General features: G+C 49.9%; 9 protein-coding genes. 1 reads left to right on the top strand and 8 read right to left on the bottom strand.

What is annotated here, in order from left to right; genetic code table 11:
* Positions 1-6: 6 nt before the first annotated feature.
* Both HMPREF1212_RS18160 and HMPREF1212_RS18155 read right to left on the bottom strand, forming a co-directional pair.
* Positions 7-1,803 carry an ABC transporter ATP-binding protein gene (locus tag HMPREF1212_RS18160; protein WP_046150586.1) on the bottom strand — a complete coding sequence of 599 codons (1,797 nt, stop codon included), beginning with the start codon at positions 1,801-1,803 and terminating at the stop codon, positions 7-9.
* A gap of 12 nt (positions 1,804-1,815) precedes the next feature.
* The gene (locus HMPREF1212_RS18155) at positions 1,816-2,637 is read right to left on the bottom strand and encodes a class I SAM-dependent methyltransferase (RefSeq protein ID WP_046150585.1); all 822 of its coding nucleotides are present in this window, start codon (positions 2,635-2,637) and stop codon (positions 1,816-1,818) included.
* 102 nt (positions 2,638-2,739) lie between these two features.
* On the opposite strand from HMPREF1212_RS18155, the gene HMPREF1212_RS18150 reads away from it, so the two are divergent.
* Positions 2,740-3,744 (top strand): helix-turn-helix transcriptional regulator, encoded by a 1,005-nt coding sequence (locus HMPREF1212_RS18150; protein ID WP_046150584.1) that lies wholly within the window; start codon positions 2,740-2,742, stop codon positions 3,742-3,744.
* Positions 3,745-3,749: 5 nt separating this feature from the next.
* Here the strand turns inward: HMPREF1212_RS18150 and HMPREF1212_RS18145 are convergent, their stop codons facing one another.
* Genes HMPREF1212_RS18145 through HMPREF1212_RS18120 form a run of 6 tightly spaced genes read right to left on the bottom strand, consistent with a single transcriptional unit; the run spans position 3,750 to position 12,270 of the window.
* Positions 3,750-5,948 (bottom strand): DUF5686 family protein, encoded by a 2,199-nt coding sequence (locus HMPREF1212_RS18145; RefSeq protein WP_046150583.1) that lies wholly within the window; start codon positions 5,946-5,948, stop codon positions 3,750-3,752.
* 17 nt (positions 5,949-5,965) lie between these two features.
* Positions 5,966-6,358, bottom strand: coding sequence for a carboxypeptidase-like regulatory domain-containing protein (locus tag HMPREF1212_RS18140; protein WP_046150582.1), 393 nt, complete (start codon positions 6,356-6,358; stop codon positions 5,966-5,968).
* Between the two features lie 51 nt (positions 6,359-6,409).
* Positions 6,410-7,606, bottom strand: coding sequence for a PepSY-associated TM helix domain-containing protein (locus HMPREF1212_RS18135; protein WP_046150581.1), 1,197 nt, complete (start codon positions 7,604-7,606; stop codon positions 6,410-6,412).
* Positions 7,603-8,433 carry an alpha/beta hydrolase gene (locus tag HMPREF1212_RS18130; protein WP_046150580.1) on the bottom strand — a complete coding sequence of 277 codons (831 nt, stop codon included), beginning with the start codon at positions 8,431-8,433 and terminating at the stop codon, positions 7,603-7,605. Before HMPREF1212_RS18130 ends, HMPREF1212_RS18135 begins: the two co-directional genes overlap by 4 nt.
* Before the next feature lie 18 nt (positions 8,434-8,451).
* Positions 8,452-9,867 (bottom strand): DUF4374 domain-containing protein, encoded by a 1,416-nt coding sequence (locus HMPREF1212_RS18125; protein ID WP_028727244.1) that lies wholly within the window; start codon positions 9,865-9,867, stop codon positions 8,452-8,454.
* Between the two features lie 48 nt (positions 9,868-9,915).
* Entirely contained in the window at positions 9,916-12,270 is a 2,355-nt protein-coding gene (locus tag HMPREF1212_RS18120; RefSeq protein WP_046150579.1) for a TonB-dependent receptor, read from the bottom strand.
* Between the last annotated feature and the right edge of the window lie 492 nt (positions 12,271-12,762).

The raw sequence follows: 12,762 nt of genomic DNA, 5'->3' as shown, positions 1-12,762 counted from the left end.
GTCTCCTTATTTCTTTAATGTCCATTGGAAAGCATCGGTGTAGGCATCCCACATGTGCTTGTATAGTCCTTCGGTGGTGGATAATTCGGGGTGGACGCCCTGCTGGGCGATCTCTCCCTCTTTCAGTACGATGATCTGGTTGGCGGAAATGATCGAAGAAAGGCGGTGGGCGATGATGATAACGGTCTTTTCTTTGATCAGTTCCTGGATGGCCAGCTGCATCTTGTATTCATTCTCGGGATCGGCGAAAGCCGTCGCTTCATCCAGTACCAGGATCGGTGAATTCTTCAGGATGGCGCGTGCCACGGCTACCCGTTGCGCTTCCCCGCCGGAGAGGTAGACGCCGCCTTCCCCGATCAACGTCTGGTATCCTTGCGGCAGGCGGCGGATGAAATCGTCGCATTGGGCGGCCCGGGCGGCTGCTATTACCTGTTCTTCGGTAGCATCCGCTTTGCCGACACGGATGTTTTCGTATAGCGTATCGAAGAAAAGGAAAGTGTCCTGGAAGACAAAGGACACCTGATCCATCAGGGTTTCGGAAGGAATATTGCGGATATCCGCACCCCCGATCCGGATCGTACCTTCGTTCACATCCCAGAAGCGGGGAATCAGGTTGGCGATGGTCGATTTGCCGGAACCCGAAGGGCCGACCAGGGCGGTTATCTCGCCTGCCCGGGCGATGAAGCTGATTTGTTTCAGGGCTTCGGTACGTGTCTTTTCTTTCGTGTTCTCATAAAAGAAACTGACGTTCTCGAAGCAGATGTCGTGTCCTTGCGGTTGCTGGGGAACGGTAGGTTCGGGCACTTGCTTCTCTGCGAAGATCGCATCGATACGGCTGACCCCTTCGTCGATCTCCCGCGTGTTCGATGCCAGGAAAGTGAGCCGGTAGAAAGGCGAAGCGACACCCGGCCCCAATATGATAAAGAAAAGGTAGACGGCTGCCAGTGCGATATTCCCCGGTTGCCCGTCCAGCAACAGCAGGCCGACCGGGATAATGAAGGTGACGAGCGAGTTGAGCAGCACGATAAAGACGACCATTCCCGGCTCATAGGCATCGCAGACATTCAGCGCGTATTCCTTGAACCGGTAGATCGATTGACTAAATTGGCGGAAGGATTGCACCGTCTGCCCGAAGATCTTTACGACCGGCATTCCTCTTACGTATTGCACGGCCGATGCGCTCATCTGCTCCGACGTGTCGAAATACATCTTGAAGAACTCCTGCGCTTTCTTGCCGAACATCATGGAGAACTGTACGGAGATGCCGACAAGGATCGTCAGCAGGCAGACCGCCGCCATCCAACCGTTCAGGCTGAAGAAGATAACGAACATCACGATCACGGTGATGGCCGCATTCACCAGGTCGGGGATGGTGTGCGCCACAAAGTTCTCGATCTTTTCCACGTTCTGTTCCAGTGCTTTTTTGATGGCGCCGGTCGATGTCCCGTTCAGGTAGCCCAGCGGTAGCCGTCCGATATGTTCCGACAGCCTGACACGCAAACCGTAGAGGATGCGGAAAGCTGCCATGTGCGACGCCATCAGTCCGCCATAGAGTAACAGCAAAGCGGCTGCCAGTCCAATAAAGGCGATCCATCCCCAGTGCACCATATAGGCACTGTCGGCCGCAGGGATATTCCCTGCATTCCGCAACAACTCATTCAACACCTGGTACACCGACAGATAGGGGATCAGCATACAGCAGGCACTCAATGCCGACAGCAAGCCGGCCACTATAAGCAATCCTTTCTTTTCGCCTGCAATTTCGAACAGGCGCGATAACCCTTTTTTCTTTTGTTCTTTCATCTTGTTTGTTTTTTATTGGGCTTTATAGCCTACGATCCCGAATGATTTATGCAAAGCGGGGATCAACCACATGATCAGGCCGGGCAAACCCCAGCGTTTTTTCTCTTCGGAGACGAAATAAAAACGTTCGATCAGTTTCAGTCCCGGTACCCATTGCTCGACCGTATGCGGGTCGTTCAGTCCGAACTTGAAACGGGCTTTCGTCTTTTTCACCGACTCATGTTTGTCGGAGTTACGTGCCGCCCATTTGCTGACGAAATCGAAATAGATCTCGCAACCGGGGAAATGGGTAGCCAGGTTCCCGACAACCGATCTGACCTGTTCTTCGGTGAAGTACATCATCACGCCTTCTGCCAGGAAGAGGAAACGGCTGTGCGGGTGCTTCTGCTTCAGCATTTCCATCCAGTCTGTTTCGAGCATGGAGCCTTTGATGTTAATATCGTTTTTGGAGATGGGGAACAGCTTTTCGCGTAGCTCGATCACTTCGGGAAGGTCGAGCTCGTAGAAAGTTGCCTTTTCGCGGTTGGGGACACGTTGGTAGCGGGTGTCCAGTCCGCAGCCGATCAGTACGATCACCGGATCTTCGGCGTCTGTACGGTCGATGAACCAGCTTACCAACCGGTCGTAACGGCGGAGACGGATAGCCGTGCCGGCTGTGCTCATGGAAATCTTGCCGAATTTGGCGAAGTCGTAATCTATTTTCCCGACCAGCTCGCAGGCCATCGGGTCTTTTAATATAGCATCTTTACGGCGGCTCTCGTATGCGCGTGAAAGTAGGGGAATGAATAAGGTTTCTGCCACGTTGTCCTTAATCCCTGGTTTAATTTTGTTCATAATATACCTATTTTTGGGGATTGTTTTTCCGGTGCAAATGTGCAACCTTTGTCTACGAATCATTTACGCGAAAAGGAATACCATTTTAATCTAACGGAAAAGATGATGAACATGGAACTCTCGTCGTCCGGCAGGCGAAACATCAGACTGGAAGTGCCGGAGATCACCTATTTCCCGCTATCGGCTACCGGGCAACTGGAAGAGCTGTCCTGGTCGGTACGGCAGGACTTCTTTCAGTGCGACTACTCCGAGTTCAAATGCAAAGACTTCAATATTATACGGAACAGTATCTGTTGCGAACAGGATTGCTGCCTGCGGTCGCAGAATATGGATTGCGCTTTCCTGGGGCTTTCTTCGGTTCAGCAGGGGAGGGCGGAATGCTTTCTTTCCTCGGGGCGCGACAGGAGGATATGGTCGGAAGGATATTCGAATATCATGGTCTGTTCCGGATACAAGGAAGAACTAAACCATTTCCGTGCCGGGGAGACATTCGGAATGACAAGCGTATTGATCTCGCCGGAGTTCTTTCGTTACCTGACGGAACGTTACCCGGAGTTTTTCGAGAAACCGTATGAGCGTTTGGCACAGGGAGATACCTTCTTCCTGGCACCCGAAAACATACCGGTGTCTACGTTGCTGACTACTGCCTTAGGCGATATACAACATTGCCGGAATATGGGGAATGCTTCCCGGATGTATCTGGAAGCGAAGGTGGTGGAATGCCTTTCCGTCTTTATCCGTGAAGCTACCGACCAGGACGTGAAACGGGAACGGGCTCTTTCCGTCTCCGACCGCGATAAGATCTATCAGGCGCGGGATATTATTTGTGCCGAGTACCTGGATCCCCCTTCATTGCATACGCTGGCGCGGCGGGTCGGAACGAACGAATGTACGTTGAAAGCCGGGTTTAAGCGGGCGTTTCGTACAACGATATTCAATTACCTGTACGACTACCGGATGAATATGGCGGTTCATTACCTGCTGGATACCGATAAGACCATCGCCGAGGTAGCCGGTTTGGTTGGCTACGATTACCAGGGGCATTTCTGTACGGCTTTCAAGCGAAAGTTCAATCTATCCCCTTCGGAATACCGATTGAAAGCCTGAGTCTTTTATTTGAACCTCATCGATTTAAGCACCGGCAGGCTGATCGTGAAGCCTACCGCATCATATCGTCCCCCGGACAGGCCGACGAAAACACCTACCCTTGCAATGTCGCTGAAGCCGGCGGAGTACCCGAACTCGGCATAGTTCCTGCCGGGTATCCATACGTTACGGGCATGAAGCGCCTCATTAAAGAGCGTACTTTGCAGGAACGGCAGCCGTTTGAACAGAAGATAGTCGGATGTATAGTTGAGGTGAATCTGCAACCATTGCCTGTCAGTCGAACAGGCATAGTTGTCTATCAGGCTGAAGCTGTTATTCAGCGAACTTCCCGTCAGGAATAATTCGTTTGTCTCGAAATGCTTGAAGTCCGGGAAAAACACACGCCGGGAAGATAGAAACTTACCGCCGTTGATATAGTAACCGATCTTGTCGAACTCGTTTATCTTTATCGTTTGATGAATGCTCCCTTCCAGCCGGCTGAATGAGGCGGAGGTGGAAGAGCCTGTCGGTATCCCGGCTTCATATTCCAGCGAGAAGGTCGGGTAATGGGAGTAGGCGTATATCTTCTTTCCACGATGTTTCCAGTAATGATACCGGGGTGTGTACGAAATCTGTATACCCGCTTTTAAGGCTGTGTTGTCAGGCATATATCCCGCCCTTCCATGCGGCAGGTTGGAAGACGGGGTATTTCCGGCGAAGTTGTACGACTGGCTGTTTTCCAGCGCATGGCGCTTTTCATAGCTGAGACCGGTCTTTAAAGGCAGCCCGTTGGCCAGTTCGATCGAATGGGAAAGATCGATGAATTTCCTTTGATAGAACTTTACCGGGTTCTTGCCGAAGAATAAGGACGACAGGGAGTTAATCAGTAACATCGTGCCTGTTTCGTTGTTATAGTCAACAGTCGTTTCTCCCCCGGCGAGAGACAGTTTCCCGTTTTTCTCCGGTGCATAACTGTAACTGCCGTCGACCTGCCAGTTTATTGCTTTACGCGCTGTTGTGTAATAAACGGAAGGCGAGATAAGCAACGACCTCGTTTGGGTAAAGTCGGTGCGGAACGAGAATTGTTGCCCCAGCCAGAAACCGTTTACAAAGTCGTATTGCGGGCAGGCCCTGAGTAATCCACTGTAACCTACCTTGATCTTTTTGCTTAAGGCGATCTCTTCGCCGCTGATCAATTTCCCGATCCAGTAGCCGGATGTCCGGTTCTGGAGGGAGTCTTTGCTGCGCAGCGAGTCGATCGTATGCTTGATACTATCTCTGATCTGGTAGCTTACAACTTCATCTTTTTGCAAGGGCAGATTGCGGATAGTCTGCCAGTATGAGGTGTCGCGGGTAGTAGCCAACGTATCTACCGTTACCCGTACATTGGCATTGCCCGGAGTGATTTCCAGCGACTCCCGTTCTTTCTTTTTCTCTTCCGGTTCGGTTGCCTCTTTCACTAAACGAGCCATTTTGTAGGCTTCCCGGTTGCTTAGTTCTTCTTTGGAGATCAATGCATCCAGTTGCTTCCTGGCCTTCTCCTGTTTGGGAGAGACCGCTTGCCGGGCAGGTTGGGTAGGGGACTGCTTTTCCTTCGGACGGATAACGCCCTGGGCTTCGTTGAGTTCGACCGTTTTATACTGGATGGATGAGTAATACTTACCGGTCGCCTTTGCGCCCATCGCATCTATATCCATGTCGATATCATAGGAGGTAGGAAGGTAAGCGTACGGCTTGACTTCATTATAAGTAGCCGTGAAACGGACTGTTACGCCTAGCTCTGTGGCGCTCAGGTCGGCACTTTGTACATTCCAGCTGTTCTCGATGATATAGAGCCAGCCAGTCACCAGCTTAGGGTTTTTCTTTTTCGGCCGTACCCGTATCTTATTGACCATATGGTCTCCATCCATCGATACACCTTCGAGTGAGAATTTGTAGTAGGTGAAAGCTCCCGGAGCAAGCGGGGAGATCCTTCCGAAAGCATCCGGATCATAGATATTGGCCGTCATAACGGTCATAGCCTGGCTGGCATCGAGGTCGACCGGAACCGTGGAGGAGAAGGCCAGGACTTTCTGCTCATACTTATTGGGGGCTGTAAAAGTGATCTCGTTCTGTGACTCGATCAGGAATAGTTTGTTTGCCAGGTTCTTCAGCTTCTTACCATCCGCGCCCAATGTCATCAGGCGGGGTATTTTGTCGATCTTGACCGTCCCTTTCACGTACATTGTCGACTCATAGCTTTTTATCTGGTGGGATAGAAAGGCGCCATTGCGATCGCTCTCCGCATGATGGCATAGGCCGGGTCTTCCCGGTTGGCGGAAATGATCACTTCCTGGAGGGTGTATACCTTCTTCTCCATTTCCACGACAAGATGGGTATCTTCGGGGATGCGCACCGGAACTGTTTTTCTTTCATATCCCAGGGAACTGAAATCGCAGGTATAGGAACCTTTCTGGAGGGTGGTACGGAATTCGCCGTTCTCATCAGCAGTGATACCCAATGCAATCTCACGGATATAGAGCGTTGCATTGGGTATCGGTTCTCCTGATTTATCTGCGATCCGTCCTGTCAGGGTCTGGCCGGACAGAGGCAGCGTAAATAATATATATAGAAAGATCAACAGGCTCGTTTTCATCTGATTAATGCTTTATGAAAGCAAATATATCATTTAAAAGCCAGACTACCGTTATTTCTTTCTTTTTCTCAGTTTCTTTTTGATCCAGAAATAATATCCTGTGATAGCAAATACGGCGCCGAGGAAGGAAACCAGACAACTTAATATCTTGGTCGTCATACCCCCCCAGGTTCCGGCATGTACAGAATAGATCCAACCCCGTATCTTGCTGGACTTCGGAAGGTCTTTATATAACTGGACTTCTGTGATCTCTCCGGTTGCCGGGTTGAAAGTGTAGCGGTCGCTACCCCTCGTATTTCCGTACCTGGCGGTAGAAACGGTTGCCGAGCCATCCTGGATAGTGATCGAGTTATATTCTTTATACTGGCTTTGCAGGGTAGACAATACTTCTGCCCATTGCCTGTAATCCGTCCGCTTTTGCGAACGCTCCCTTCCTTCACCGGAACCTCTTTCCCTGTTACCTTCCCGATTTCCTTCCCGGTTGCCCGACCCTCTTTCGCGGGAGGGAGCTTCCTGTGCGGAAGGAGCGGGAGTGGCAGCCGGTGCATGTGCCTGCGTTTGGGTCGTTTCGACACCGAATACAGTATAGAAAGCGTCACGGTACCAGCCGAACGACCAGGTAAGCCCGGTTAGTGTCAGGACTAACAGAAGCAATGTCGCATAGAACCCACCTGATACATGCAGGTCATAGAAGAAACGATACCAGCCGGCTTTCGTTTTTATCTTCAGGCGGTTTTTCAGTACTTTCCTGTTACGGGGATACCAGATCACCAGCCCGCTTATCAGGATGATGGCGAGAGCCAGTGTAGCATATCCAACAACGGCCTTACCCAGCGAGAAGCTACCGTCGCGTTTGTAAGAGTCGAGCAACCAGCGGTGCAGGCGCATCATCTGCATGAAGAAGCCCTGTCCGTCGGCTATCCCGGTTACTTCGGCGGTATAAGGGTTGATGAAAGCGGCTGCTTTCTTGCCTGGCAATACCAGTTGCCAGGTACGTTTCGGGTCGGAGGAGACACGGATACCGTTTATCTTGATCGAGTCGGGCAGTTGCTGACGTCCCGCTTTGATCAGGGCGGCAGGGGGCAGCGGTTCCCCTTTTACTTCCTTGACGAAGTAGTGGGAAGGATGGCAAAGTTCCTGTATCTCCGATTCAAATACCAGTATGGCTCCCGTTAGGCAGACGATCGCAATGATGATACCGAAAGGTATGGATAACCATAAATGCAGTTGAGCAAATAATTTTCTCATTTTCCGAATAATTGTTTGATCCCGTTGTATATTCCCGGAATAGCGACTGTTCCGTGGTTCTCTTCGGGGAATGATTTACTAAAGAAGCGCAGGTTCTCCGCCTGCGGCAGTACCTCCGTGAGGAGATGGTTTACTTTGTTGAGGTGGATATCCACCCGGTCGGTACGCTTTTTAGAGGCGACACCGATATACAGGCTTTTCCCTGCGAAGTCTTTCCCTTCGATCAATGCATCCGCTTCTTCCGCCAGTTTGCCCTGATCCCACCACAGGCTCGGGTCGACGGCCAGATAGGTATCGAACCGTTCCGTATGGCGTAGGAAGGTGTTGAGCGTGAACAATCCGGCATAGGAATGTCCGATCAGCATATTCTTCCCGTTGGTACGGTAGGTGCTGTCGATAACGGCGCGAAGCTCTCCGGTCAGGAAGCGACTGAACGTTTCGCTTCCACCCCCTTGCGGGATGGCACCGGGAGCGATCTTTCCGTCACGTCCGGCGGCTGAGGCGGTAGGCGTCAGGTCGCGTGTACGGTCTACATTCAGCACACCGATGATGATACTTTGCGGGAGGAACTTCCCTCTCACGGTGGAGAATGTCTTGCTGATACCCACTAACGAATGAAAGAACGAGTCACCGTCGAGCAGATAAATCACCGGATAGGATTGCGTTGTATCCTGTCCGTAGTTCTCGGGCAGATGTATCCAGTAGTTTCTGTTCTCCTGCAAGGCGGTAGAGTAAAGGGACTGTTTCTTACCTATACAAATATCCTCCTGGCTCCGCAGGATTAGCGGGAGCAGGAGGAATATAAGAAGGATCTTGATCCAATTCATTTTTCAGTCGTTTGCGGCTTAGTTTGCAGCAGTCAGCTTACCAACGCCACTAACCTGAGTCGCTTCGATTGTAAGACCTTTTGTTGCAGCAGCAGTTGTCGGGTCGATCTTGTAGATTGCCGGGTTGCCGCCACCTTCCGTGTAGCTTACGGTTACATAAGCCTTGCCGTTTTCAACAAACGGTTCGTTACCGAAACCGGAGATCTGATCGGCAGAAGGAAGACCTGTTACATACGTCAGCGACTTGTCGCCGGCTTTGAAGATAGCCAGTTGGTTCGCTACATAACCTGTTTCGGTGAGTGGTCTGTCGTACATCAGCAACATGAAATAGTCGCCGGTGATATGCCAGCTGCGAACGAAAGACTTTCCGCCGGTCTTTTCTTCCAGGTTGCAGTAGTAATCGTCGAAGTCGGTGCTTCCCGAAGGGATACGTACCACACCGGCAGGTAAAGTAGTCTGCTGGCGCGGATCGCTCATTGTCTTGGCGAAGCTCGGAGAGAATACATATACATCCCCGTTGTCGGCCGCCCAGATCATCTGGTAGTACTGCGACTTGTTACGTCCGGCTGCATAGCTGATCTTATCTGTCTTGATGATCTTTTTGCTGGTCATATCGGCATTGTCGAAGATGGCAACATGGCATTCATTCGGGTACTGTGTCCATTGCAACTCATCTTTCTTGTATGCGCTACTGTTTGAACCGCCCGACTCTTTCTTCACCAGGTCTTCGTTACCTGCCTTAATCCATTTGCCGTTCTGGTCTTTCGTACCGAACTGGCTGAGACCCATCGGAACGGCAGCCGTGTAAATCTTATTGTTATGTTCCAGCAAACCGGCCAGGGTTACGTATTCGCCGTTACCCAGGAAGTTTTCAGACAGATACGCTTTATCGTTCGTGTCATTCGTGGTAAATGTTTCAGCTGCTACATCGAGATAAGAGATCAGGAACACTTTCGGTGTGTAACCGTTCTCGTCGTTCCAGTCCGTAGGGCCGTCACCGGTAGAGGATGTCATGATATATTTGTCGTAGATGCCATAAGTGGTAAATCTTTTTACCGCAAACTCTTTAGAGCGTTTCTTAACTTCACCGCTTGCATCCATGATATACGAACGAGTACCACCCGCTTCTCCCTGGTTGTAAGTCAACGCATATAGATATTGATTCTTATAGAATACCCAATAGCTGGCACCATCGTTCACAACACCGTTGTTGATGGTCGAAATGGTACCTTCGTCCAGTGTCTCTGCATTTACCAGTACGTTGGTCGTGTTTCCGGAAGCAGTAACCGAAGCTGCGATTACATATTCGGCATTCTTGTCATCGTCTCCACCATCGTCTCCACCACCGTTGGTAGGATCGTCATCACAGGCAGTAAATGTCAGTGCGGCTATCGCTGTAGCGAAAAGACCGGTTAAAAAGAAGTTCTTCTTCATCTTGCTTTTGTTTTAATATTGAATTTATTACTATTTATTATATTGGGATTAATTTCCTAAGTAGACACGAACCTTTCCGTAGAAAGCCCGTCCTGCTCGTTGCAGGCTGAAGTTGTCATACAGCTTCTCATCCGTGAAGTTACGGCACTCGAAAGAGATGTTGTAACGTCCGTTCTTCAGGGTGTAAGACAGAGACAGGTTGTGTGAGAACTGGCTCGGCACGAGGTATTCCCCTTTATTCGATCCGATGATGGATGAATAATAAGTGAACTCATGCAGATACTGGTTGTCGTACGATACGGTCAGTGTATTGCCTTTCTCAAACAGGTTGCGCCAGTAGAACGTTACGTCCGAGTCGGCAAAGCGGTAGGGCAGGTTCGGCATACGCTGTTTGTAGGCGATGTTGTTCGCTCCGCTACCGATGGCCGTCTTTTGGTTGTCGCGTACGTTCATCTGCGTAAAGTTACCGCCGATACTTAGCCAGTTGCCGAAACCGTAACGGGCGGAGATGTTATACCCTTTCGTCAGTACTTTACCGTAGTTGATATAAGTCGCAGCTTCTTTACCGCCACTCAGGTCGGTAATATTACGTTGGATATAGTCGCGTGTATTGCGATAGATCACGCCGCCTTCCGTATAGATAGTATGTTTACCGAATGTCCGGTTGTAACTGATATTCAGGTTGATGTTGTCGCTATTCTCCGGTTTGATGCTGAGGTCGCCCATTTCGAGGTCTTCATTACCGAACATTTCTTCGATCGTAGGCAGGCGGTATGCTTTCTCGTAAGACAGCTTGGCCTGTAAGCCGGGCAGAACGAAATACGTACCTGCTGCCCCGTATCCCATCGAGTTGACGCTGCGGGTGGTACGCACATACTCGTCCTGAGTGGAACTGGTCGCCATCGGGCCTGCTACAAACTGGTTGTAGTATTTACCGAACACGGAGAGGTTCCAGTGTTCCGACGGCATCAGGCGGTAGGAGAGGCCGGAGATATTCTTCCGTGTCTCCTTGTTGATGGCATCCGTCATTTCCTCGTTGGTCAGCAGCGAGGTATTGGAGCGGCTGAAGGTGTTCAACACATGGTTGAAGGTGAACATATGCGCTTTGCCGATCCGGTAATTGGCCGTCAGCGTACCGTTCCAGTTATTGTTGTCCGAACGGGTATGCTGGTAGGATTGTTCGCCGCGCGAATTCATCAGGTGCTTTTCGCCGCGCCAGTTATATTCGTAGGCGGAAGTGTCCACGTTCGTTGTCTGGTTCTTGTTGTAGTTGACGGTCAGCGCCACGTCTACTCCGCTATCGAACAGGTTGCGTTTGTTGTATTCGAGCGACGGCATCAGCGAATGGCCTTTGCGGTGCTTCTGGCCGTATACGGTTTTCTGGCGTACCCCTGTCTGTATCTCCTGATACATATTCGAGTAAGTGAAGCCGAACATCAGGCGGTCTGCCCATTTCTTATCCACCAGACCCAGTTTACCGACTACGGCCTCGTTGTGATAAGTATCGTTGAAACGTTTCACACGTTCTTTGTTCTCTGTATCCAGGCTACCGGTTTCGAAATCCTTCACCGGGGCATCTACGTAATAGTCGTTGTCCGAATAGTTCTGGAAAGCATTGATCTCGTAAGCAAAACCATTGTTGAAGGTCTGTCCGAAATTCACATACGATTTATGTGTATTGAAAGATCCGTATGAATAGGAAGCATCCAGGAACCAGTTGCGGCGTTTCTTGTTGGTCACGATATTAACGACCCCGCCGATCGCATCTGTCCCGAAGCCTACGGGGACTACCCCTTTATACACTTCGATACGGTCGGCAAAGTTGACGGGGATATTGTTCAGTGCGAAAGAACTTCCCACCCCTTCCTGCGGTACCCCGTCGATAAACACCTTCACATGCTTTCCGCTGAAACCGTCTAGCATCAGCTGCATGTCTGATCCTACGCCACCCGACTCACGGAGCTTCATCCCCGGAGCTTTCCCCAGTGCATCGCTCAGGTTCTTGGTGGAGTTTTGCAGTTCCTTCGTATCTACCGCGATGGCGTTGAATGCCGAGCGTTTCAGGCGGCTGACTCCGTTGGAGACAACTACCACTTCGTCGAGTTCTTCCGCTTGTGGGGTGATGGTGATATTTTGTTTTACACGTTGCCCGTCGATCAGTTTGACCTGTTTTTCTACTGTCTTGTAACCGATGGCGGATACGACTAGTGTATAATTTCCTGCAGGAGCTTTCAGATGATAGATACCTTCTTCGTTAGTCGTTCCCCCATAATTTGTACCTTTCAGATAGACCGTTGCAAAATCGACGATCTCTTTTTCCGTAGATACTATTTTCCCTGAGATCATCGTACCGCTTTGTGCTTTTGCCGCGACCGGAAGAAATACAAGGAGTAATGCAAACATAAGTGTGTTAAATATCGCTTTCAATGTCTTAATCTTTTTACCATTTATTAATTGTTGCAAAGGTCGGCTGAAAAGAAAAGCGCATCAATCACCGATTGTAGGTAAAAAACAGAGAGGAAAAGAAAGGGAAAATAGCAATATATAGGTATTGTCGTTTAAATAGTAATTCGATGGCCTTTTCGGGAGCACAAATGGCGCGATTTACCGGTAAAATATCCCCGTTTAACAATTGTTCGTGAAAATCTGAAAAAACGGGTGTTGATACACAGTGTATTAGGAAACGCACGCGCGTACATATTCATATAAATAAGGATAGTTTTAATATAGGTATTATCTGTTGAATAATAAAGGATAGATGCCAAGAAATAACTGACTAGATAAATCGTTCCTTTTTTCTAGTCATGCAAAGTTATTGCTAAATTTTGAATCTGCAATCCTTTTAAGAATTATTTTGTCTAATCTATCTGCTTTCTTATCAACCGGATAGCAAAG

Origin of the sequence: Parabacteroides sp. HGS0025, from assembly GCF_000969845.1 — a bacterium.
GTDB lineage: Bacteria > Bacteroidota > Bacteroidia > Bacteroidales > Tannerellaceae > Parabacteroides > Parabacteroides gordonii.
This window is presented reverse-complemented; position numbering and strand designations above follow the sequence as displayed.

Excerpts from the sequence above, each read along its gene's own strand:
- HMPREF1212_RS18160 (WP_046150586.1), bottom strand. The coding sequence starts at position 1,803 with ATGAAAGAACAAAAGAAAAAAGGGTTATCGCGCCTGTTCGAAATTGCA.
- HMPREF1212_RS18155 (WP_046150585.1), bottom strand. The coding sequence starts at position 2,637 with ATGAACAAAATTAAACCAGGGATTAAGGACAACGTGGCAGAAACCTTA.
- HMPREF1212_RS18150 (WP_046150584.1), top strand. The coding sequence starts at position 2,740 with ATGATGAACATGGAACTCTCGTCGTCCGGCAGGCGAAACATCAGACTG.
- HMPREF1212_RS18145 (WP_046150583.1), bottom strand. The coding sequence starts at position 5,948 with ATGTACGTGAAAGGGACGGTCAAGATCGACAAAATACCCCGCCTGATG.
- HMPREF1212_RS18140 (WP_046150582.1), bottom strand. The coding sequence starts at position 6,358 with ATGAAAACGAGCCTGTTGATCTTTCTATATATATTATTTACGCTGCCT.
- HMPREF1212_RS18135 (WP_046150581.1), bottom strand. The coding sequence starts at position 7,606 with ATGAGAAAATTATTTGCTCAACTGCATTTATGGTTATCCATACCTTTC.
- HMPREF1212_RS18130 (WP_046150580.1), bottom strand. The coding sequence starts at position 8,433 with ATGAATTGGATCAAGATCCTTCTTATATTCCTCCTGCTCCCGCTAATC.
- HMPREF1212_RS18125 (WP_028727244.1), bottom strand. The coding sequence starts at position 9,867 with ATGAAGAAGAACTTCTTTTTAACCGGTCTTTTCGCTACAGCGATAGCC.
- HMPREF1212_RS18120 (WP_046150579.1), bottom strand. The coding sequence starts at position 12,270 with ATGTTTGCATTACTCCTTGTATTTCTTCCGGTCGCGGCAAAAGCACAA.